This window comes from Croceicoccus sp. Ery5 (assembly GCF_020985325.1).
Taxonomy (GTDB): domain Bacteria; phylum Pseudomonadota; class Alphaproteobacteria; order Sphingomonadales; family Sphingomonadaceae; genus Croceicoccus.
In genome coordinates, this window is record NZ_CP087587.1 from 2,740,509 (window position 1) to 2,760,979 (window position 20,471).

A 20,471-nucleotide genomic window follows, 5' to 3' on the forward strand; every position below is an offset into this window, starting at 1 on the left:
CTTAATAGGAAGGGTTCCTATAGTCTAGGACAGAAATTCCTAGACTGACGCAACAGGACCAACAGCGATGGACGATGCGCGTAGAGCTCTGGACGAACTGATCCAGCAAAGAGGCTGCAACTATTCTTCGGTTTCCCGGCTCCTGGGACGCAATGCGGCCTATATCCAGCAGTACATCCGGCGCGGCAGCCCCCGGCAATTGGACGAGCAGGATCGCGCGGTTCTGGCGCGCTTCTTCGGGGTGGACGAGAAAGTCCTCGGCGCGCCCGAGCGTCGCGCAGGCCCAGTGGTCGAACTGGTCCATGTGCCCATTCTCGATGTCGAGGCCTCGGCGGGACACGGCGCGCTCGCCGAGATGGAAGCCAAATGTGCCCAGTTCGGGTTCGACGAGAACTGGCTGCGCCGGCTGACGGCGAGCAAGGCAAGCAGCCTTTCGATCATCGCCGTGCATGGCGATTCCATGGCGCCGACGCTGGCCAATGGCGACGAGGTCATGGTCGATTTGAGCGACGGCCAGGCCCGGCTGCGCGACGGAATCTATGTCCTGCGCATGGACGATATGCTGAGCGTCAAGCGGGTCGCGATCGAGCCGCAGGGTAAGCGCGTCTCGGTGCTGAGCGACAATCCCGCCTATCCCAGCTGGCGCGGGCTGGAGAAGCGCACAATCAATATCGTGGGCCGCGTGCTCTGGTTCGGCCGCGCATTGCGCTAGATCCCGATTTCGAAGGGCTTGGTGATCGAGCGGTCGAGTTCGGGCGGCTCGCGGGCGGGTGCTTGCGACGGATCGGGCGTCCTTCCCTTGGCCTGACCGGTGGCTGCGGCATGGCGCAGCAGGTCGACCGTCTCGAGCGCCGAGCGCTTCATGCCCGGATTGCGCTCGACTGCGGCTTCGAGCCTGTCGGCATTGTCGACAAACAGGGTGAGGCCGTCGCGTAGACGGGTTATCGTCACGAGAAATGTCTGCTGATTCGCGAGATTGCGTTCGCGGCTGTCCATGACGGCGATCCCGCGGTCGGAGGTCAGGCCCTGCGCCATATGCGCGTTGAGCGCATAGGCGAGATCAAGCCGCTCAAGCATGGGATCCTTTAGCCCCAGCTGGTGTTCGACACCGAGCGAGGTTTTCACTGTCACCGATTTCCCATCGACCGCCACGATGCGCGCCTGATCGGCATTCAAGAGCCCGCGCTTTTGATCGGTCGCGGTCCAGCGAATGCGATCGCCGTCATGGATTTCGAGAGGGCGAAGCTCGAAAACCCGCAGGGGATCCTGCTCGCCTTGCGGGCGCATCTGACCCGGCCGGAATTCAATGCGTTTGCCCTTCCCGTTCTGCAGGGTCACGCGTTCGCGGGAAGGATCGGTCGTGATCACCTCATAGCGGCCTTTCTGAAGCCCCTGCGCCCGTTGCCGGCGATCGACTTCGAGCACCATGCCGGCCGCATAGCTGCGCGCATAGCGCATTTCCTCACGCGTCAGATTGACGCGCGAAAGGACATTCAGCCGCATCGAACCCGGCCCCAATTCTCCATTGGCTTTGAGTCCGGTCTGGACCGCTTCGTTGACCTGTCCGCGCAAGTTGCGACCCGATGCATAGATCGCGGTTACCTCGCGCTCGGCCGGCGATAGCGAGAGCCATGCCGCCGCAGCATCGACGGCAGCTGCATTACCCGACGCAACGACATGTGGCCCGAGATGCCGCAAGGCTTTATCAATATGTCCGCCTTGCGCTGCATATTGCGCATCGCGCAGCGCTCTTTCTCGGGCGCGCAGATTGGTGCTCATGATCGCGGTTTCAACACCAGCCTTCTGCATGACGTCGAAGGGTTTGCCCGCATCGACAGCGCCCAATTGCTTCCTGTCGCCGATGCTGGCGAAGCGGTCTAGCTGAAGCAGGTTCGCAAGCCGCACGAGCTTTTCCTTGTCGGCATTGCCGACCATCGAGGCTTCGTCGAGCAGCACCGTGGTGCCGCGCAGAGACGCGCGAGCCTCGGCAAGCCTCGCCTGGTCTGCTCCTTCCAGAAGGCCCTGATGTTGGCGTAGAAAGCGCGCGACCGTCATCGAGGGAATGCCGGTGTCCCGTTCGAGCATCTGCACGAGCGTGTTCTGGACCGCGAGCCCGAGCACGGACTTGCCTCCCTCGCGCAAGATGTCTGCCACAGGTTTGAGGACGGTACTCTTACCTGCGCCCGCCACGCCCTGAATGGCGACAATCCGGTTGTGCGAGGCGAGAAGCAGGCGGCCTGCTCCTTCCTGCCCAGAAGTTCAAGGTCAGGCCATATTTAAGCTGGGAGAGCGCCTGCAGGCGCTCTCCGGCTACATCAGCTGCGACCACGGCAGTTCCATGCCCGCGTCCGCTTTCGACGGCGGCGATGATGCGCTGTTCGAGCCCGATTGCATCGCGGGTCGTGACAAGATCGCGATCTGCGCCCTTGCCTTTCTGCAACTGGCCCTGGCGCAGCAATTGGTCGACGCGGTGTTCGATGTCGGAGAGCGTGGTGGGCAAGGCAAAACCCAGTGCTGCGCGATATATCTCCGTCCACGAGAAGGCCGCCTCGCGCTCGCCCAGGTGCCGGATCGCCGAGGCCACCGCGTGAACCGCCGCGATCTGTTCGGGCGTCCGGCGCCCCATGTCGCGCGGCACAAGCGGGTCACCCTGGCGTAGCCCCAGACGCTCGACAAACGAGGCCGCCAGATGGCGCGCCCGCTGGCCCATTGCGCGCACCGAATTTCCAATTCCGGTGACCGAGCCTATGTCGGTGACGGCCCGTGCATTGGCCTGCGCAATGACAAGGCCGGGGTCAAAGCCTAGCTGCGCGGCTTCCTCACGCCATTGGCTGACAAGAGCGCTGCGGTCTTCGACCGGCCCCTTGTTCGCCCGCGTCATCAGATTGGCTGCGTTGCGCGCCGCGAGGCCCTTGCTCTCCATCGTCGAAAGCCTGTCGACGATCTCGGAGCGGCGCGAACTGAAGGCATCACGAACGGGTTTGGGAACGCCCACCGCTTCGAAGTTGCCATGCTTGCCGTATTCCCCAACCTGGTAACCGAGCTCTTCTACAGCCAAGCGGAAACGCGCCATGGTCATGGCATTGAGCAGCGTGTTGTGCTCCCATATCTTGTCGTTTCGGAGCGCTCGCCATTTGCCATCGGGTCCCTGGGTGACATTGGCAACCACGGCGTGAAAATGCGCGTTGGGCTCCTGATTGCGGTTCGTATCGTGCTGGAAAAGCCCGATCACGAGATTGCCGGTTGCGACCGCCCGTTCCTTGCCTCTCACCTCCATGCGGGTTTCGGCGAGATTCTTCTCAGCCCAGGCCAGAGTCTCGCGAACGGCAGCGCCATAGGCATCGAGGATACGCCTGTCGCCGCCGACGAGGGCAAGGATGGACCAGCTCTTGGGCATCGAGAATGTGAGGTCGGTGCCGGCGCGATGGGCCCTGTTGTCGCTCCCGACACGGCTTCCATCGGGCAGCATGCCCTTGAGCACGGCCTCGAATTGCGAGGCTTCGATTACGCCTCGCAGGCCCAGCGCCTCCGCGCCTTTGCCAAGCCACTGACCAGATCTCTCGGCATCGGCGCGGGTATAGTAATTGTCGGCGGCAAAGTAGTTGGCAGCGCCGCTGGCGGTACGGACATTGGCTACAGAGAGCATCAGGTCTCACTCCGCCAGACGGCGTCTGCCTCGTGCATCACAGTTCAAAATCGCCGAGATCGGGCCCTTCGTGCGATGGCTGATCCTGCTCGGGAACGCCGTCTTCGAGCATGAGCTTGCGGGCATCCGCGTCTCGCTGGCGCTGGGCTGTCCGATCGACGGCTTGCGGCTTATCTGAGGGCGGATTAGCCTGCGGCAAGTCGCTTCGGCGTCCCTCCTTCACGCTATTCGATGGATCCTTCTCATCGGGATGATCGCCTTTGCGGAGCGCCGCATTCGTCAGCAGCAGCGGACGGGAATTGCGCGGCGTTGCTTTGCGTTCGTCGGGCGACGATCGTCGCGGATGACCGGATTTGCCTGAAGGCTTCCTGGTGTCGTCAGGAACGTCCTTTCCGGCCTGTTTCGCCCCCAGCTGGCGTGACTGCTTGGCATCCGTCTCAACTGCCGACTCTAGCGGAAGAGTACCTTGCTTTGGAACGACGGGCTTGCCTGCCCCGTCATCGTTCGACGAGGGATGTTCGCTCTGATTTGCTGGCGGATTGGCAGCTGTCTCGCCGCCATCACTCTTGCCTTCGACTTGTCGGATCGGCTGTCGGTCCTTGGCCCGACCGACGAAGACATGTGCGATTCTTTCGCGGTCTATCGGCTTCAGACGGACCGGCGCTGCAGGAAAGCCGTCGGGAAATTTGATGAAGCCCGACAGGCGGGGAAGGTTCATCAGCTGGTCGGGCAGCAGCAAAGGCTCGATATGCTTGCGCGGTGTCAGACTGACGGCATCGCGGGCATTGTTGTAGCCATAGGTGTAGCCCTCTTCCATGTCGCGAACCTGGCGATGACCGATGAAGTCGGAACACCAGGTTGGACTTGTAACGGTTTTGCGCCGGTCACCTGAGCGATTTAAGCTCGCAAGAGGAGACCGTCGAGATGATGAAGCATTCAGAAGAGTTCAAGCAGGAGGCGGTGCGGATTGCGCTGACCAGCGGGTTGTCGCGCGAACGGGTCGCAGCGGATTTAGGGATCGGCAAATCGACGCTCGGCAAATGGATTGCACGATATCGGCCGGGAGAATTGGTGGCCGCGCCGCAGGCTGATCTGGCGCGGGAGAATGAACGGCTTCGCCTGGAGAACCGCGTGCTGCGGGAGGAGAGGGAAGTGCTAAAAAAGGCCACGCAGTTCTTCGCGAGCCAAAAGCCGTGAGGTTCGCTTTCGTGCACAGCTGGCGGCACCGTTGGCCAGTGGAATTGATGTGCCGTGTCCTGCAGATCAGCGAGCGCGGCTATCGGTCTTGGCGCTCGCGTCCGATCAGCCGGCGGGAACGAACGGATATGAAGGTGCTGGCGCATATCCGCGAGCAGTACAGCCTGAGCTTGGGCAGCTATGGCCGCCCCCGGATGACAATGGAATTGAAGGAGGCCGGCCTCGATGTCGGCGAGCGCCGGGTAGGACGGTTGATGCGGATCAACGCCATCAAGCCGGTTCGTACCCGCAAGCACAAGGTCACGACCGACAGCCATCATCGCCTGGGTGTCGCCGCGAACTGGCTTGATGGCGACTTCGTCGCCGATAAACCCAACCGTAAATGGGCTGGCGACATTACCTATGTGTGGACGCAGGAAGGCTGGCTCTACCTTGCCGTCATCCTCGATCTGCACAGCCGCCGCGTTGTGGGCTGGGCGGTCAGTGATCGGATGAAGAAGGATCTGGCGATCCGGGCGCTGGACATGGCGGTGCGGCTGCGCAATCCGCCGCTAGGCTGCTTTTTCCATTCCGATCGCGGCAGCCAATATTGCTCGTATGATTATCAGAAGAAACTGCAGGCCTATGGCTTGCGACCATCGATGAGCGACAAAGGAAACTGCTACGACAATTCCGCTGTCGAGACATTCTTCAAATCGCTGAAGGCAGAGCTGATCTGGCGGCAGAACTGGCCAACGCGGCGCCAGGCTGAAGCCGCGATCTTCCAATACATCAACGGGTTCTACAACACCCGTAGACGCCATTCATATCTGGGCGGCATCAGCCCGCTCGCGTTCGAAGCCAAGGTGGCATAGTGAAATAGGTGACCGGCACAAAACCGTTACAAGTCCAGGGAGCCGGTGAAGCGCGCCCAGCTCGTCGATGAAGAACCAGCATTTGAGGTCCTTGGTGCGAGGCAGCGTCATCAGCGTGTTCATCGCCGTATCGAGCCACAGCGTGAGCAGCTGCGCGCACACGCTCATGTCGACGTAGCGCGCGGAGATGAAGACCATCGAGCCACTTCTTTTGGCGTTAGTGCCTTCGTCGTCATGGGCGCCCTCCTCGATCCAGTCGCGGACCGAAAAGCGGCGCCCGGAAGTGGGCAGGAGCTTCAGCGCCTTGGCGTTCACGTTGAACACTGCCCGGATCGATTCCGCCATGCGCGCGGCTTCAGGAGCAGTCAGGGGATCAGCGATCGTGCCTCGCATCATTGCGTGGACCCGCGAGAGATCAGCGGTCATCAGTTCGCGGGCAAGCGCAGCATTGGTGCCCCGTCCTTCAGCCACCAGTTTGAGGCAGAACTCGACGAATAGGGCACGCGCCGCGATAACCCAGAACTGCGCCTCCCCGCCCCCATCATGGGGTACGAGGGCTTGCGCTGCCGCCCAGAATTCACCTTCGGTGCGGCATTCGTCGAAGAGGCTCCATTGCGGACAGCGCGCGTCGAGCGGGTTCAGAATGATGTCCCGGTCGGCCTGGAAGAAGTGTTCGATGAAAGCGCCGGTTAGGTCGAATACGACGCAGCGCTGTCCCTTGGCGCGGGCTTCGGCAATCATGTCCGACATGGCGACTGTCTTGCCCATGCCGGTGGTCCCGATGAGCATGGCGTGGCTCTGTTCAAGCCGCCAGGGATAGACAACCGTCGCAAGATGCGAGGGCCGGTATGGAAATGCCGCAGACAGTTCCTTGGGCGAACACAGATGCCATTTCCAACCCATGGCGCTCGAAAGCTCTCGGGCGCGCTCGCGCTGGTTGTGCCCGCGCAGCTCATCGACCAGTTCCGGTAGTGTCACGAGCATGGCCCCGCGCTCATGCTTGCGCTCTTTCGAGCGACTGCCGAAGCGCGCTGCGAACCAGTAGAACAACACAAAGGCCGGCACGAGAAGCAAGGCCGAACGCACCAGAGCATCGCCCAGCAAGTCGAGCAGATGATCCCACGCACGGATCACCGGCGGATAGGCATCGAGCATTATGATGGGGATCTGGACGGTTCCTCCGAACCCCGTTTCGAGTGCGACCTGTTTGGCCGGATCGAACTCCATGAAGCCGTAGATGGCAGCATAAATTCGCATCCAGACGAGGTAGGCTTCGTGATCGCTCAGCCCTGCCGAAATGGTCCACCAGCTAGTCCAGGAAATGCCGATGGCGGCGATGATCAGCGGCCCCTTGAGACCTGCTGCAAACATGAAGCTGAAGTGCCCGAGCAGCTGGCTTCCGCGCGTGAAGTTGACGAGGTTACGCTTCATCGGAACCTCCCTCGCCGGCGTTTGCGGAGAGCCCCAGTTCCTTGCATTTGCGCGCGTAGGCCTGATGGGCTCGCTCACGCAGCCCGTGGTCGGCATGCCCTGCGAGAAGGGCATCGACGCCGACCATTGTGAACACCGATTGACGGCTGACGCGGTCCACAGATGTTTCGAGCTTTGATGCAAGATCGTCATTTTCGCATGCCTGCGAAAGCAGCGAGCGGATCCATTCGCTGACGCTGATATCGCGCCGCTTAGCTGCAGCACGAACCTGCTCAGCGAGCTCGACGGTGACATGTACCTGGAGAGATTTTGGCCGTGTCATGCACGGACTCCTTGTGGTCAGGAGCCCGGAACGCACTGCGAAAGGCAGTTATTGTCTAAATCAGAAACGAGAACATGTCAAGAACATGCGAGATGCGCAGGAATGCGCCATTTCTGGCTGCCTTCAATCAGATCCGATTGGCGAATTGGCGACTATTCATTTCTGATTGAGAAGCCGCCATTTTTGCAAAAATCCATCAACACGCTGTCTCTAATATCTTTTTTACCGCCTCCCGCTTGCGATTTGTCGCGTAGGGTGTGCCCGGTCAACCGGGTATCTGACTGCGTGTATGTGACCAGTTAAACTGCCTGGTGTGTCCCGAGGACTTTTGCGTTCGTTCCCAGTGGATTGCAGCGCCACATGCGGCATTCGAGCAGACAATTTCAAGCGATGAAGACTGGCTTTGATGTGCTCCCAAATGCGCGTTTATTCTGAAATGGGGACCAAATAGCCATCCTCATGGATCATGCCTTGCCAACGCCACCGAGTGACGCGTGCGTTCGGACTTTACCTTGATATCTTCAAGCACACGTCCGACGTTCTGACGAATGGCAATCCGGGCAATCGGCTCCCAATAGGGGACCGGATCAATCCGCAGCTTGTGCTCAGATGATACCCGCAGCAGCGTGCGGTTCGACCCGACAGGCAAGAGTTCGAAACGCGTTTCGCCGGTCAGGAAATAGCCTTGCACGTGGGGCGCGTGAACTCGCCGGTAGGGGCTCATTTCTTCCATCGCTGGGGGCTGGTTCTCGACACGAAAAGCCAGAACGCGATCCTGCTTCCATTTGGTCACAACCTCGGTAGCCGTACCGGTCGAGAATGCGCCGATGCGCTTCGCGCCTACACCTTCGCCCTCAAGTTTTCCTCTCATCGGATAGGCCAACCCTGCAAGCGCTGGGAGGCCGGGTGCAACTTCGATCGGATCCGGACTGGTTAGCGCTTGCCACACCATGTCGGGAGCTGCGCCGATCTCTATTTCATACTGTGTGGCAATCGGCGCTTCCGGAGGAATGGCAGCTTCCAGCATGAAAATCATCGGGAGAACCGCAACGCTTGCGAGTGGGTTTCGGCGGTTGTGCCGGGCGATCGCTAGGCCTCTACCGAGCGCCGCGCCTAGCATAACGATGGGAACCGCGAGCGGTGCGGCCAAGAGTATGCAGACGATCCCTTCAAGCGCGAGGACGACGAGCGCGAGGCTCCCGAGCCCCGCCGAAGCAATGGCGAGTTTCATCGTCCGAGATGAGCCAAGATCACTCTCGGAATTGACCAGATATCCGGTCGTGATCCCAACCAGGAACGGTGTCATCACGAATAGCCCCCAGCCATACGCTCCAAACGTAATCGCCGAAATCAGCACGGCCAAAACGATAAGTGCGACCCCTGCAAGCAAACCCAGTGCGACGCTTTTGGAGGCATGGCGCGTGGCCCGTCCCTTCTCGTCGAGAGCATCCTTCGAGGCGAGGATCGCATTGAGCGCGATGGCTACCAATTGCACCACCGGGACAACGCTCAGGACAGCCAGAACAAAGCCCCGGTTTGTCCGCTGCGCCAGCTTGAAGGAAAGAAGGGCAAGCAGCCACGCGACCAGCAGGCAGTAGGCGAAAATGACCGCCCCCCAGATCGCGGGGAGACCCCAGAGTTCCAGCGTACTGCTCAGCGGGGTAAGCCAGAAATCGAGATCGAGCGGACGCTCGTCCGCGTAGGTTTGCCTTGCGATCCATGCCACAAGGTTTTGGCTGGCGATGAGCGCGACCGACGCCGCCAGATATACTAACCGGCGCAGGATTTCAGACCGACTAGCGTTCATGATCGCGCCTCCTTCAAGGTCTGCACGGAGGAACGCGATTGCGGGCCAATTGATATAATCGCCTTCGCCCGGTCGAGGTGTTCGGGGAGCACGATATCCCAAGCCAAACCAGCGTGTTCCAGTAGGCGGATGAACGCAAAGCCCCAATCGGATTGACCGGGATGGATGCCGATCTGCGCCGAGCCAGGATACGCGTGGTGGTTGTTATGCCATGCCTCGCCCATGGTCGGGATCGCGGCCCAAGGCACGTCGTGCGCTTGCACTCCTGCATCAATCACGGTCCAGTTCTGTGGGCCGCGCGTATGGGCAAGGTGGCCGACAAACCAGTGACCGGTAACCGACGCAGTCACCCGGACACAGACTCCCCAGATGACCCAACTCCATCCACCACCGATGAAAAGAAGGGCCGCGATCGGCAGTTGCTGTAGCATCCACGTCCGTTCCAAGAACCGGTAGAACGGATCGCGGCCAGCGTCCCCCAAATCGAAAGCCGGTGGATGGTCCAACACCAGACGGCAATGCACCTGCCAATAATAGTCGCGGAGCATACCGCCTCGGTGTGAGAGATAGTCGTGGCAGTGCGGATTTCGCTGGGCCCAGTCGCGAAGATCATGGGTGCGGATCATCCAGAATGGGCCGCTCATCCCCACGCATGTTCCGACCCAGACGAGGAACCGTTCTAGCCAAAGGGGACAGGCAAAACTGCGATGGATCAGCCTACGGTGAAAGCCGACGCTATGCCCCAGCAGGAGCGATGCGCCGGTCAGCAGAGTGAAGACCAACAGCGCATCCCAGGCAAAGAATACGGGGGCCAATACCAGCGAACTAATGAGCATCGCTCCATTCCAGACGGAGTGGACCGGGTCCCAGCGCACCGCGCCCGAAACTGGGCTACAGCCAGGCGTCTCGACTAGGCTGTTTACGCGGCAACGGTCACCACTCGTTTGGCCGGTTCGCATCTCGCCCTCCATCGCCACTAGGTATTTAACTTATGGCTTAAACGTCGATTGAGGGTTGTCAAGCGATTAGCTTATTCCTTAATTAAGGGCATGCAGAAGACCTTCGAAGCTCTGGCCTCGACGCCCCGGCGCAAAATCCTCGCCTACCTCTCTGAGGCGGAACTGAACGCGGGCGAGATTGCGGCGCGGTTTGACATGTCGAAGCCCGCTGTTTCGCAGCATCTTTCGATCCTCGAAAACGCTGGCCTAATCGCCAGCGAGAAGCGCGGTCAGTACGTTTACTATCGGCTCATGCCGGATAATCTGGTCAACACGCTCAATTCGTATGTGCAGGAAGTCTGCCCCGTTTCACGACCTTTGAAACGCGAGAGCGCTGAGCTTTCGGGACGGCAAAGCGGTCAGGGCAAGCAGAAAGGCTGATTATTGCTGGCCGTGACGCCATTTCCGGATAGCCTGCACGACGGACAGCGCGACAAGTCCAACTCCGGATACCAACCAGATCATTCCCCACCCGTGGAATACATCTTCGTCGACAGACTTCATCCAAACCAGACCGACGCCAAAAGCGGCGGCTAGGCCTAGCTGGCCATAGGTGATCTTGGAAAATGCGAGGCTCCGGGCCTCCTCGCGGGTCAATGCTGCACTTTCGGGAGTGCGGCGTTGCAACTCGCGAGCCGGAGCATTCCATGCCCAATAGTAGATCGCCATAAACGGGATCAAAATGGCAGCGACGCCGCCCCAGATCGCTCCCTCTGCGAGCTCACTATCGGAATCTGGGATAAGCCAGGCAAGCAGCAGAATAAGTATGATGGTCGCAGGCGCGATTGCCCATGATGCATATCGTAGACGCTTGTTAAACTTCGCGACAAATTGATCCCGTTCGGCCTCACTTACACGATATGCCGCCCCCTTCATTGCCCTCCGATAGCGGAATCCATTGGCGTCTTGTTCAAACTGGTCAGCGAAAATCTCACGGACCCGATTAAAGTGAGAATTGCCGAACATTACACGTCCCCAATCGCGCGATTTCAACCGCGCCAGCCTGTCGAGAACCTAAGCGCGCGGAGCATGGCGAATGTGTCGCAGCACTGGACGCCTACGTCGGCGCACACGTCCGGCACTCTTCGGTTCTGCCTTTGGAGGCGGCGCTTCGACACCTCGGTAGTCACTACGCAGCGGTTGCCCGGGTCGGCCAAAGCGTGAGCGATCAGGAACGGGTCGCGACCGATTGCTTCGAGCTCGTCGTCGGTCAGGTCTGGTGCGTATTGTCCGGTCACCCGCTGAACGAGCTGCGGCTCCACGTCACCATCGAACAGGATTGCCGCCTTATGTGCGTCGTCCTGCACCCACGCGTAAAGCAGGTCTTTATCGGCGTCGTTGCTGCCGTCCTTCACCTCTTCAAAGGTCTCGATCGGCATCTTGATGTTGCCAGCTTCGCCTTGGTGCGCGAGCCAATCCCAGAATTCCGGCACGGCATCGACCGGGTAATAAAGATGGTGCGCGGTGATCAGGACGTTGGCATCGAGCAGGTAGAGCATCCGTTAGGCGCCTTGCTCGACTGACAGGGATGCTCCGCTCAGCAGAGGGTGAACGCTTCGCGGCTTCACGCCGAGAAGCTTACCCGCGCGTGTCGGGGTGAGAACCCCCTCGCTCATGTTTCGGGCCACGAAGCTCAGCAATGCTGAGCCAAGCCGATGGCGGCGAATGATGTAGTAATTCGGCCCGCCATCTTGCCCGCGCGCGCGTTCTCGCTGGGCAGCGCGGTTGCGCAGCCACTCGCCCTTGAATGTCTCGGTCAGATTGCGCCACGCGCCCTGATCGAGCGAGCCAGCGCGGAACAGGCGGTACGCCACCAGCGATCGGCTAACCAGGCGTTCGTTGGCGAATTCGGTGATCTGGCGGGCAATCTGCGCTTCATCGCCACCGAGTTGGACGCGAAGCTGGTTGAGTTCTCCCTCGGGCAGCAGGAAGCTGCTGGCGACATCATTGCAGAACTGCTCGGTAGCGCCTTCGATGTGCCCTCCGCTGACACCAGTCGCCCCGATCCAGAGGTGCGCGACCTCGTGAAGCAGAGTGAATGACCATGCGGTCTTTGCGTCCTGATCGTTGATGACGACAAAGGGCGCAATCGGATCGGCTAGAGCGAAACCTCGAAATGCATCGACGTCGATCGCGGAATGGTGACTGCCGAGATTACCAATCAGCAGGACATATACGCCTGCCATTTCGACCTGCCGCCGGAGCATGCTGAATGCGGCCTCGGCAGAACCTTGCGCGCGGAAGGCAGCAAGATCCAATCCGAGGGTCTTGCGGATCGAGGCCAGGACCGGGCCGACACCATCGTTACGCGACATGGAGCCGACAAAGGCGAGCGGCTGCGCTTCCTCTTCCTCGACCAGGACAGCGCGCACCATCGCCTGCCTAGACCGGATATCGCGCACCAGGGCATCGACAAGAGGTTCGCCGGCGGTGTGCTGGTCTGGCAGCGTGCGAAAATCTTCGCCGCGATCACCGCGCACGGGCGGCTCTTCGAGATAGAACGAAACGAGCGGGCGCCGGTAAACCTTTGCCATCTTGAGCAGGACCGGGCGCGATACCTCGCCTTCCTCGGTTTCCAACGCCAGCAGCCGATCTTCGCCGGGCACGCCGCGCGCATCCCGAATGCCGACCTTGGCCGCCGCTTCCTCAAGCGAAAGCCCCGCGCTTTCGCGCGCCCATCTCAGGATCGAAGGCTTAACCACCGGCATGCGATTGTCTTTCGCACAAACATATGGCGGAGTGTGAGCGGAAATTTTCTCCGCCGATGAAGACCGACAGAGCTAACTGATACGAGTTGTCGCGGCTGGGACTTCGCCTGATGCCCTAAACCAAGCGGGAAACGGCCGTGCTACAACTCCCACGATTTTAGCATCGATACTGCGCGTTCGTAAGTAGCTTGAAGAGTTGGAAGTTCATCATCGTTGATCCCAATCGTAAGCGCCAAATCGCCAAGTGCGAGAGTGGCCGAGCAGAGGCCTGTGTGGCCTTTGATCTCCATTTTGTGGCAGCTTACATATGGGGCGTCCGTTCCAGGTGGGGTGGCTGGACTGTAGGTCCAGAAGGTATCATCACCGTTCCTAAGCCAATCACGGCCCTGCCATTGAACAGGATGTTCACCGCAGATTGTCCTGGACACATAGCCGCTTCCGTTCGCCCTTGCGCAAACCTGCTTCCGATCCTGCACCAAGACATTTCTCCGTTCACGCAATTCGGCTTGCGGATTGAGAACAAAGATGAACTCGTTACCCTCCGATCGCGGCAGGAAAAATGGATAAGAACTTTTCGGAATTAAATTGGCGGCAGGAACATCATACTGATGCCCAGCCACTTGTTCGCGCCCTTGAGCGCAACCGCTTACCGGAAGCATGCTAGCGACAAGGCCTATGGCCGACAGAGTCTTTTGGGAGCGCCTCATTCGTAATCCATGACCATTGCTTGGAATTTTTTGCGATGGAGGCGGTCTGTATGCTCCTTACATTATGGTGGTGCAACAGCACTCGAAACCACGACTTGTTGCAAATTTTGCCTCGGCTTATGTCATGGGCTGGAGGCAATTGAATGACTTCATCGCTTGGCCTTGCTGGTGACCTCGACGACGTCGAACTGATCCAAGACGTTGAGGCTGCTTTCGGCATCCTTCTGGCCGATGACGAGATTAGTCGGTGTTCGACCGTGGGGCAGCTCTTCGAACTAATCGAAGCCCGCCTCCCGGACATGCCTAGCGGGCAATCATGCGCGACCGCGATGTGCTTCTATCGGTTGAGGCGGGCTTTGCAGCCGCACTCTGCGACTGCCCTGAAGCCAAAAACATCTATCGCGGCGCTAGGAGCCTTGCCTGTCCGGGAACTGCACCAAATCATCGAAACCGAATGCGGACTGCGGCCTCCACCGCAGATCATCTCTTTGTGGGGATGTCTGGCACTGCTGATTGTCGTCGCCCTTCCAATCGGGCTCTTCGCCATCGGTTTGCCGTGGTGGGTCGCTCTTCCGTCCGCCGCTCTCGGAATCGGGCTTTATCGGCTCGCGCCAATCCAATTGCCCGATGAGGTCGAGACGTTCGGCGACCTGATCAGGATCGTTGCATCGCGGAGCATCGGGGCGTTAGCCGGGCAAGGCGCACGGCTTGGACCGAAAGAAGCGTGGCAGGCATTCACGGACGTGCTGTCAGATCACACCCAGCTTTCGAAGGGTGAAATTGTCCCGGAGACGCTGTTGTTAGCTTCAAAGCCGAAAGCTGTCGGTCAATCGCGATGAGTGGCGCTGGCAAAATATGCTTAGTTTCGATCGCTGCTTTGGCGCCGGGAAGCTGTTCCAGCGTTTATGATATCACCGCAAAGGTCGCTGATGGACAGGTCGCCTTTTTTGCCGACACGGACTTTTCGGCAATCCGGACTGTATACGCTCAATAGCAGTTGAAGCGGTCGATGGGCCACCTGCGACAGCTACTCCCGGTGATGACGAGGCGTCGGTTCGACGCGGCGTATATTGGCAGAAGACGTTCGCGTCCCCTTCCTGCGAAAACCCCTTTCCAGTGCGATATGGCGCAGATTTAACGGGGCCGCCCTTCATCTATGCAGATGGCAAAGGGAAATCAGTTGAACCGAAGCCCTTATTAAGGGGCGTCACATATAATGTGTCCGCCGAGAGCAGCGGGTCCGCCTATGGCGGTGGAAGGTTTCGGATCAGCAAGGATGGGCAAGTTCAAAACTTGCCACTCTAATCGCCTTGTCGTCACGCCTTCGTGCGGCTCAATTCGGAGATATGCGCTCCACTGCTTCGTACGAAACACTAATGCCGGACTGGCCGTCGGACTGTTCGAAAATCCTGGATCCCGCTGCGTATCGGACAAGCAATTGGCGCGGCCCAATCCATCTGATTTCCGCCCAGGGGCCATCCCATTTGCCGACTGGCGCGACCCCATGATCGTCGTCCGCACGGTAGACATTCCCAGTTCCGAAAAGCTCCGCGCCCTCAGCTAGAATGCTGACCTGGGTGGAATAGCTTGTGGTCGCACCACAATCCCGCCGAAACATCACAGCTTTGAAGTCACGCGCCGGGCTGGCGATTTCAGTGACGATTTCGTTTGCGCATGTGTCTGAGCATCCAGTCGAGAAGATAGCGAAAGTTCCAAGCACTATCAGCGTCTTCATTATTCACCGGCTCCGAGGGATTGCGACAACGCGACATGCATCAGGCTGAGTTCCATGGCGACGAACGCGCCAGCAACCCAAAGCCACACGACATCGATACCAATCCAGTTCTGGAGCAAGGCTATAGGCAGAATGCCGATGACAAGAATAGCACGCAACCAAAGCAGCGCTGGCGAACCGGTCTTAACGCCGAATAAACCCCAATCGGGGTCTCCAAATTTTTTTGGACGCCCTGGCCATTGATCATTGCCCTGCATTTCGACATTGGCGGCGTTTATGCCGTCACGATAAGTGCGGCTGGCTAGCATCCGGATAAAGAGAAAGACTGCTGTTCCAGAAACGAAAATCGTGGCTGGGGACAAAATCAGTCTCACCGGGGGGATGAAGATACTAAGGAGTGCTACCGCGCCACCGATTGCAGCGATGCATAAGCACATTTTTCTGAGTTGGGCGTCCATCGTCATCGGAACTTGATATCGCGCTTTCATCTCGCGCCAAATAGTGATTCAGCGGTGCTGAGCTTTACCTGCTTTTGATACGTAGATTGCGCTGCATCATTGAACCGATAAGGTTGGACCAAAAGGGAGCGCACCCGGTCAAGGAACTTAATCTGCTCACATCAGCCGCTCTACGGCATCGCCGATCTGCTGCGCCGCGTCTAGCAAGTGATCATCATCCAAGTGCGCGTAACGGGCCGTTGATTGATGGTTCGCATGGCCAAGCAACCGACCGATCATGGGAAGCGTTTCCTTGTTCATGGCGGCATGGCTGGCGAAGGTGTGTCGCAGGTCATGGATGCGGACCTGACCAAGCCCTGCGCGTTCGCGGATGCCTTTCCAGGCCCAGGCCACATCGCGCATTTGCCGCCGGTAGCGGTAGTTCCAGAACAAACAGGGCAATTTCTTGTGGCGCGGTATTCCAGCAATCACCTCGCGTGCGGCGGAACCGAGCCAGACGGTGCGAGGTCCGGTCTTGCTATCGCGCAGGTTCAGCCGATTTCCCTTCACGTCGCCCCAGTGAAGATTGAGTATCTCGCCCCTGCGACAACCGGTCAGCAGCAGCAGGGTGATTGCCGCGCCCTCACAGCGGGCGGTCAGGTCGTCGCTCTCCCGTAGCTTCGTAAGCTCGATCCCGACGCGCCCCAACTCTTCAACTGTCAAGAACCGCTCGCACTGACGTTTGCGGTTCGGTCGGATCGACCGGCAGGGGTTGGTATTCTCCAGCCGATACCCCCACGCCTCCGCCTTGTTGAGCATATGCTTAAGGATTTCGAGCGTCCGATTGGCAGCGCCCGGACCGGTGCGATTGTTGAGCTCGGCAAACCATTTGGTCACATGCTCTTCGTTGACCTCGTCAATGAAGACGCCCTTGAAGGCGTCGTCGAGGTAGAGCCGCCGGTAGCGTGTGTGTGAATCGAGCGTCGAGGCTTTCCAGCGCGGCGACCAGCGGGTCCAGTATTCCTCAAGGAAATCGTCAAACCTCGGCGCGGATCGAATGCGCTTGCGATCAGTGGCCGGATCGCGCCCCACCTGCGCGTAGGCAATGACGCGGCGTGCAACCATTTGCGCCTGATGGCGCGTGAGGACCGATGCCGGGCCGATTGTCACAGTGCGGAGCCTGCCGCCCATCCGGGTCTGCACGATGTAGACGTTGCGCCCGCTGGGATAGTGACGGATGCCGAAGCCGTGCTCGATCCCGAGCCAGGTCGTCGTCCGTGCCTTGCCTTTGGGAACGAGCCTGAAGTTTACCGATGCTCCAACCTCGGCCAGCGCCTCTTCGACAATGCGCTTGAGGCTGGCGGCTGTCATGGCCGCAGTCCGATCGCCTGTGCCAGCGAGCCGGAAATACGCTCGGCGGCATCGCCGATCACGTCATCGGACAGATGCGCGTACTTCGCCGTCGTCTCCGGCAAGACGTGGCCAAGCAGCTTGCCGATAGTGGCGAGCGGCACATTGTCCATGATCGCGGTCGAAGCGAAGCTGTGCCGCAGATCGTGGACGCGCAAATCGGGCATCGCGCAGCGTCGGCGCAGATTGTACCACCACGGCTCGATGTTGACCGGGTGCTTGCCCCGTGAGTTGACGAACACCAGCGCGTCGTCTTCGCCGCGCTCAAATCCTGCCAGTACCTCCAGCGCTTGCGAGTTGAGCCAGATGACTTTTGGTCCGGTTTTGCTGTCGGGCAGCACGAGCCGGGGCGGTTTCACCATTCCCCATCGAAGAAACCTGATCTCGCCCATCCGTGCGCCGGTGAACATCAGCAGCCGCACTATCGCGACCGGAATGGGATGCTCGGCCTCGGCCTCGCGCAAAGCCGCGCCCAAGCGGCGATATTCTGCAGGTGTGAGGTATCGCTCCATCTTCGGACGCTTGAAACGCGGCATTCCTCGGCAAGGATTCGATCCCTTGCGCCGCATCCGCAGCGCCTCGGCGTATTTCATGAGGGAAGCGAGAACCGGCACGGCGCGGTTGAAGCTCGTTTCGCCTGCCCCGGAGCAACCATCACGCCAGCGGTGGATGTCGGCGGGCATGATGTCCGCCACCCGCATCGCGCCAAATTCCGGCTCGATGGAAAGCCGCCACGCATTCCGATTGCGCTTGATCGTCGAAAACTTCCATACCCGCGAAAGGTCATCCCAATACGTTTCGACGAAGTCGGCAAGCGTTGGCGTGGCTCTCACCACGGCACGCTTGGGCAGACCGTCCAGCGCCACCTCGGCCAGAATGCGCCGCGCTTGTGCCCTCGCTACGCCAGCGTCGAGCTCATCGGTTCGGCCAAGCGAAATCCGGCGATGCTTGCCGCGATGTCGGACGCGGACAAACCAGAAGTAATTGCCGCTCGGCCTGACACGCAGGCCGAACCCGGCAAGCTCGGTATCCCAGATGCAGTATTCGGTCTCGCGAAGCGGCAGCTTGCGCCGCGCGAAATTGCCATCGAGCAGTGCCCGGCGCCCGGGCTTTCGCCGCCTGGGGACCATATGGCAATCGCCAGTAGCAAAACTGCCCTCAAAAGTCGCGGAATTACCGTCATTTGCGGGGACCGGATGGCCTTCAGCAGCATGCCTGCTGCCGAGCACTTCCAGCATCTCACGCACTGATTTTACGGCATTTTTTCCCATACCATGGCAGTCTTACTGCGTACGGTGTGCACCTCTGTCCCCAGCTTAGAGGGTAGGTCCCAGTGTCATAACCAGCACGGGATCGGCGGTTTTGAAGTCCCAAGTCCAAGGGATGAAGTTGATGCCGTTCGATTGCCGATCGTGTTAAAGATCGATCGAGTCCACCGCAGGAAGAATGGTGCGCGGGCATCCCACTGGGAGCATGGATATGGCGGACGTAACACCGAGCGCGACACCCAAAGGCAATGGTTTCCAGGCAACCGTGACCTATTCGAGCGGCGTGTCGATCAGTTCGGCAGAAGCCTTTCCGACGAAGGCAGAAGCCATTTCAGCAGCGGCAATGAAGGTACTCGACATGCCCCATCAGCTCGAGATATTCGATGCGTCGGACGCCGAGGACTGATGCTGCAGGGAATGCTCGCGCGATACCTACGGAAGCGACAATACGGGACCCGAGCAAAAGGAAAGGAGGAAGCCCTGACGGACTTCCTCCTTGTTTGTGGCATCAGAATTCATCGCTCAGCTTTCCGGGCACTGTGTCGATGACCCGGTCCAGCATGGCCTTGGGCAGTGCGCCGTAATCGCCCTCATCGACCGCGATGTAACCTGCCTCACCATCGGTCAGGACATATTGGGTGAAGTAGCTGTGAAGGGACCGGGCATGAGCCTTGTCGAGTGCGGCAACGAAAGCTGCCTGATCTGCCTGGAATGAACCCTGCGCGATATTCAGTGAAGCGTACATGATCTTTCCTCCTGATGTTCGATGCGTCGCATCAGGAGCTGCGAGGATGTGGGTGACGGGCCGGGTCAGGGACCGCGCATAGCGCGGCCGCGAAGCGGCGATGGGGGAAACGATTTTTGCCGGGCTTGCCCGGCAAAAATGGTGGGGCCCCGTCGTCCTTGACGCGGCCCCAAAGCCCGCATCACACTTGGACTTTCTGCGAGAGAGACCTCTCCAACGTCAGCGTGAAAAGCACTGGCATCGCGGCAAAAACCGTTTTCCTACATCGCCCCATGCTGGCACTGTCGCGCGTGGAGGGGACCAACGGCCAGCGAAAGGACTAACTCATGGCCAGGTCCAAACCGAGCGCGCGGAATGCGCTCAAGAAGCTGCGCGAGCAGCGCGAAGAACTCGATGCACAGGAGGCCAGGCTCCGCGAGGAAGCGGCAGGCGAACTGGGCAAGGTTCTTCTCGAATGCGGAGCCGAGACTATCGAACCTGCGCAACTGAAGCAGCTCATCCGCGCATCGCTCACCATCGGGATCGACGATGCTCTCAAGCGGCTCTCCCCCGCCTGACACTTCAACCGCGGCGGGGCGCGGGCTCGATGCCCCGCCCCGCCGTTCGCGCCAGCGAGCACAAAAAAGGCCCCGATGGCGCGAACCATCGGAGCCTTGTTGTTTGCGGGAGGCACTCAGTCCTCATCGATGTCGGGCGCACCTTCATTGTTCGACGTCCGGCCCTTGGTGAGGAAGTCCACCTTGTCAGCGATGATCTCGCAGCCGTAGCGCTTGGTGCCGTCCTGGTCTTCCCATTGTGTATAGTGGATGCGCCCCTCAACCGTCACGAGCTGGCCCTTGGTGCAGTACTTGGCGACGTTCTGGCCGAGACCGTTGAAGCAGGTCACGCGGTGGAATTCGCTGTCCTTGGCGGTGTAGCCGTTTTCGTCCTTGTAGGTCTTGCCGTCCTTGCGAGCGGGACGGTCGGTGACGACCGAGATCGAGGTGATGCTGGTCCCGCCCTGGGTCGTGCGGGTTTCGGGGTCGCGAGCGATGCGGCCAACGAGGATTACGAGATTGGTCATGGTCTTTCTCCTGATCGAGCATTCCGGGTCCATCCCGGCTGCAAACCCGACTAGGAAGCGGCCACGGCGAAGCGCACCGAAGGGAAACCTCGATCTGGTTCGGGTGGTGCGGGCAGCCGGGCGCAGCCCGGCAACTCGGCCGG

At 59.9% G+C, this 20,471-nt stretch carries 19 protein-coding genes and 3 pseudogenes; 6 read left to right on the forward strand and 16 right to left on the reverse strand.

Annotated elements, in window-relative coordinates; all coding sequences use genetic code 11:
• The first annotated feature begins 67 nt into the window (after positions 1-67).
• The gene (locus tag LOZ74_RS13010) at positions 68-712 is read left to right on the forward strand and encodes a S24 family peptidase (protein ID WP_230280444.1); all 645 of its coding nucleotides are present in this window, start codon (positions 68-70) and stop codon (positions 710-712) included.
• Here the strand turns inward: LOZ74_RS13010 and mobF are convergent.
• Both mobF and LOZ74_RS13020 read right to left on the reverse strand, forming a co-directional pair.
• Positions 709-3,646, reverse strand: a pseudogene (gene mobF, locus LOZ74_RS13015) (MobF family relaxase). The gene LOZ74_RS13010 and the pseudogene mobF sit on opposite strands and share 4 nt — an antisense overlap.
• A gap of 37 nt (positions 3,647-3,683) precedes the next feature.
• Positions 3,684-4,505 (reverse strand): annotated as a pseudogene (locus tag LOZ74_RS13020) (type IV secretion system DNA-binding domain-containing protein); the annotation flags it as partial.
• Positions 4,506-4,570: 65 nt separating this feature from the next.
• Between LOZ74_RS13020 and LOZ74_RS13025 the strand changes: the two are divergent.
• Positions 4,571-5,697, forward strand: a protein-coding gene (locus LOZ74_RS13025) for an IS3 family transposase (RefSeq protein ID WP_370638831.1) whose coding sequence is annotated in 2 segments (ribosomal slippage) — positions 4,571-4,811 and positions 4,811-5,697 — 1,128 coding nt in all. Because the reading frame shifts where the segments join, the coding sequence is not laid out codon by codon here.
• 30 nt (positions 5,698-5,727) lie between these two features.
• On the opposite strand, the pseudogene LOZ74_RS13030 reads toward LOZ74_RS13025, so the two are convergent.
• From LOZ74_RS13030 to LOZ74_RS13045, 4 genes and pseudogenes are all read right to left on the reverse strand, one after another.
• Positions 5,728-7,128 (reverse strand): annotated as a pseudogene (locus LOZ74_RS13030) (type IV secretion system DNA-binding domain-containing protein); the annotation flags it as partial.
• Complete coding sequence (locus LOZ74_RS13035) at positions 7,118-7,450, reverse strand: ribbon-helix-helix protein, CopG family (RefSeq protein WP_230281476.1); 333 nt, start codon at positions 7,448-7,450, stop codon at positions 7,118-7,120. The pseudogene LOZ74_RS13030 and the gene LOZ74_RS13035, both read right to left, overlap by 11 nt.
• A gap of 457 nt (positions 7,451-7,907) precedes the next feature.
• Complete coding sequence (locus LOZ74_RS13040) at positions 7,908-9,257, reverse strand: hypothetical protein (RefSeq protein ID WP_230291537.1); 1,350 nt, start codon at positions 9,255-9,257, stop codon at positions 7,908-7,910.
• Positions 9,254-10,093 (reverse strand): acyl-CoA desaturase, encoded by an 840-nt coding sequence (locus LOZ74_RS13045; protein ID WP_230291538.1) that lies wholly within the window; start codon positions 10,091-10,093, stop codon positions 9,254-9,256. The genes LOZ74_RS13040 and LOZ74_RS13045 overlap by 4 nt, the downstream gene beginning before the upstream one ends.
• A gap of 213 nt (positions 10,094-10,306) precedes the next feature.
• Here LOZ74_RS13045 and LOZ74_RS13050 point away from each other — a divergent pair, with 213 nt between their 5' ends.
• Positions 10,307-10,636 carry a metalloregulator ArsR/SmtB family transcription factor gene (locus tag LOZ74_RS13050; protein ID WP_230291539.1) on the forward strand — a complete coding sequence of 110 codons (330 nt, stop codon included), beginning with the start codon at positions 10,307-10,309 and terminating at the stop codon, positions 10,634-10,636.
• Here LOZ74_RS13050 and LOZ74_RS13055 read toward each other — a convergent pair whose 3' ends face one another.
• The 4 genes from LOZ74_RS13055 to LOZ74_RS13070 all read right to left on the reverse strand — a co-directional run bounded on the left by LOZ74_RS13055 (position 10,637) and on the right by LOZ74_RS13070 (position 13,583).
• Positions 10,637-11,221, reverse strand: coding sequence for a hypothetical protein (locus tag LOZ74_RS13055; protein ID WP_230291540.1), 585 nt, complete (start codon positions 11,219-11,221; stop codon positions 10,637-10,639). It lies immediately after the preceding gene.
• 23 nt (positions 11,222-11,244) lie between these two features.
• Positions 11,245-11,754: a DUF4411 family protein gene (locus tag LOZ74_RS13060; RefSeq protein WP_230291541.1), complete on the reverse strand. Its 510-nt coding sequence runs from the start codon at positions 11,752-11,754 to the stop codon at positions 11,245-11,247.
• Positions 11,755-11,757: 3 nt separating this feature from the next.
• Positions 11,758-12,861, reverse strand: coding sequence for an ImmA/IrrE family metallo-endopeptidase (locus LOZ74_RS13065; RefSeq protein WP_230291542.1), 1,104 nt, complete (start codon positions 12,859-12,861; stop codon positions 11,758-11,760).
• A gap of 242 nt (positions 12,862-13,103) precedes the next feature.
• Positions 13,104-13,583 carry a hypothetical protein gene (locus LOZ74_RS13070; RefSeq protein WP_230291543.1) on the reverse strand — a complete coding sequence of 160 codons (480 nt, stop codon included), beginning with the start codon at positions 13,581-13,583 and terminating at the stop codon, positions 13,104-13,106.
• A 230-nt stretch (positions 13,584-13,813) separates the two neighbouring features.
• Between LOZ74_RS13070 and LOZ74_RS13075 the strand changes: the two genes are divergently transcribed.
• Positions 13,814-14,509, forward strand: a complete 696-nt coding sequence (locus LOZ74_RS13075) for an acyl carrier protein (protein ID WP_230291544.1) — start codon at positions 13,814-13,816, stop codon at positions 14,507-14,509.
• A 494-nt stretch (positions 14,510-15,003) separates the two neighbouring features.
• Here the strand turns inward: LOZ74_RS13075 and LOZ74_RS13080 are convergent, their stop codons facing one another.
• From LOZ74_RS13080 to LOZ74_RS13095, 4 genes are all read right to left on the reverse strand, one after another.
• Positions 15,004-15,405, reverse strand: a complete 402-nt coding sequence (locus LOZ74_RS13080) for a hypothetical protein (protein WP_230291545.1) — start codon at positions 15,403-15,405, stop codon at positions 15,004-15,006.
• Positions 15,405-15,869, reverse strand: coding sequence for a hypothetical protein (locus tag LOZ74_RS13085; protein ID WP_230291546.1), 465 nt, complete (start codon positions 15,867-15,869; stop codon positions 15,405-15,407). The genes LOZ74_RS13080 and LOZ74_RS13085 overlap by 1 nt, the downstream gene beginning before the upstream one ends.
• Positions 15,870-16,019: 150 nt before the next feature.
• On the reverse strand, positions 16,020-17,213 hold the full coding sequence (locus LOZ74_RS13090; RefSeq protein WP_230291547.1) for a tyrosine-type recombinase/integrase: 1,194 nt from the start codon (positions 17,211-17,213) through the stop codon (positions 16,020-16,022).
• Positions 17,210-18,490 carry a site-specific integrase gene (locus tag LOZ74_RS13095; protein ID WP_230291548.1) on the reverse strand — a complete coding sequence of 427 codons (1,281 nt, stop codon included), beginning with the start codon at positions 18,488-18,490 and terminating at the stop codon, positions 17,210-17,212. The genes LOZ74_RS13090 and LOZ74_RS13095 overlap by 4 nt, the downstream gene beginning before the upstream one ends.
• 241 nt (positions 18,491-18,731) lie before the next feature.
• Here LOZ74_RS13095 and LOZ74_RS13100 point away from each other — a divergent pair, with 241 nt between their 5' ends.
• Complete coding sequence (locus LOZ74_RS13100) at positions 18,732-18,926, forward strand: hypothetical protein (protein ID WP_230281486.1); 195 nt, start codon at positions 18,732-18,734, stop codon at positions 18,924-18,926.
• A 102-nt stretch (positions 18,927-19,028) separates the two neighbouring features.
• Here LOZ74_RS13100 and LOZ74_RS13105 read toward each other — a convergent pair whose 3' ends face one another.
• On the reverse strand, positions 19,029-19,265 hold the full coding sequence (locus tag LOZ74_RS13105) for a hypothetical protein (RefSeq protein ID WP_013832744.1): 237 nt from the start codon (positions 19,263-19,265) through the stop codon (positions 19,029-19,031).
• A 326-nt stretch (positions 19,266-19,591) separates the two neighbouring features.
• Between LOZ74_RS13105 and LOZ74_RS13110 the strand changes: the two genes are divergently transcribed.
• On the forward strand, positions 19,592-19,822 hold the full coding sequence (locus LOZ74_RS13110; protein WP_038577042.1) for a DUF6437 family protein: 231 nt from the start codon (positions 19,592-19,594) through the stop codon (positions 19,820-19,822).
• A gap of 116 nt (positions 19,823-19,938) precedes the next feature.
• Here the strand turns inward: LOZ74_RS13110 and LOZ74_RS13115 are convergent, their stop codons facing one another.
• Positions 19,939-20,328, reverse strand: a complete 390-nt coding sequence (locus LOZ74_RS13115; RefSeq protein ID WP_230281487.1) for a single-stranded DNA-binding protein — start codon at positions 20,326-20,328, stop codon at positions 19,939-19,941.
• Positions 20,329-20,471 lie beyond the last annotated feature (143 nt).

Coding starts and splice junctions, on each gene's coding strand:
- LOZ74_RS13075 (WP_230291544.1), top strand. CDS start 13,814: ATGACTTCATCGCTTGGCCTTGCTGGTGACCTCGACGACGTCGAACTG.
- LOZ74_RS13115 (WP_230281487.1), bottom strand. CDS start 20,328: ATGACCAATCTCGTAATCCTCGTTGGCCGCATCGCTCGCGACCCCGAA.
- LOZ74_RS13060 (WP_230291541.1), bottom strand. CDS start 11,754: ATGCTCTACCTGCTCGATGCCAACGTCCTGATCACCGCGCACCATCTT.
- LOZ74_RS13040 (WP_230291537.1), bottom strand. CDS start 9,257: ATGAACGCTAGTCGGTCTGAAATCCTGCGCCGGTTAGTATATCTGGCG.
- LOZ74_RS13110 (WP_038577042.1), top strand. CDS start 19,592: ATGGCCAGGTCCAAACCGAGCGCGCGGAATGCGCTCAAGAAGCTGCGC.
- LOZ74_RS13010 (WP_230280444.1), top strand. CDS start 68: ATGGACGATGCGCGTAGAGCTCTGGACGAACTGATCCAGCAAAGAGGC.
- LOZ74_RS13035 (WP_230281476.1), bottom strand. CDS start 7,450: ATGACACGGCCAAAATCTCTCCAGGTACATGTCACCGTCGAGCTCGCT.
- LOZ74_RS13055 (WP_230291540.1), bottom strand. CDS start 11,221: ATGTTCGGCAATTCTCACTTTAATCGGGTCCGTGAGATTTTCGCTGAC.
- LOZ74_RS13045 (WP_230291538.1), bottom strand. CDS start 10,093: ATGCTCATTAGTTCGCTGGTATTGGCCCCCGTATTCTTTGCCTGGGAT.
- LOZ74_RS13095 (WP_230291548.1), bottom strand. CDS start 18,490: ATGCTGGAAGTGCTCGGCAGCAGGCATGCTGCTGAAGGCCATCCGGTC.
- LOZ74_RS13080 (WP_230291545.1), bottom strand. CDS start 15,405: ATGAAGACGCTGATAGTGCTTGGAACTTTCGCTATCTTCTCGACTGGA.
- LOZ74_RS13050 (WP_230291539.1), top strand. CDS start 10,307: ATGCAGAAGACCTTCGAAGCTCTGGCCTCGACGCCCCGGCGCAAAATC.
- LOZ74_RS13085 (WP_230291546.1), bottom strand. CDS start 15,869: ATGACGATGGACGCCCAACTCAGAAAAATGTGCTTATGCATCGCTGCA.
- LOZ74_RS13105 (WP_013832744.1), bottom strand. CDS start 19,265: ATGTACGCTTCACTGAATATCGCGCAGGGTTCATTCCAGGCAGATCAG.
- LOZ74_RS13100 (WP_230281486.1), top strand. CDS start 18,732: ATGGCGGACGTAACACCGAGCGCGACACCCAAAGGCAATGGTTTCCAG.
- LOZ74_RS13090 (WP_230291547.1), bottom strand. CDS start 17,213: ATGACAGCCGCCAGCCTCAAGCGCATTGTCGAAGAGGCGCTGGCCGAG.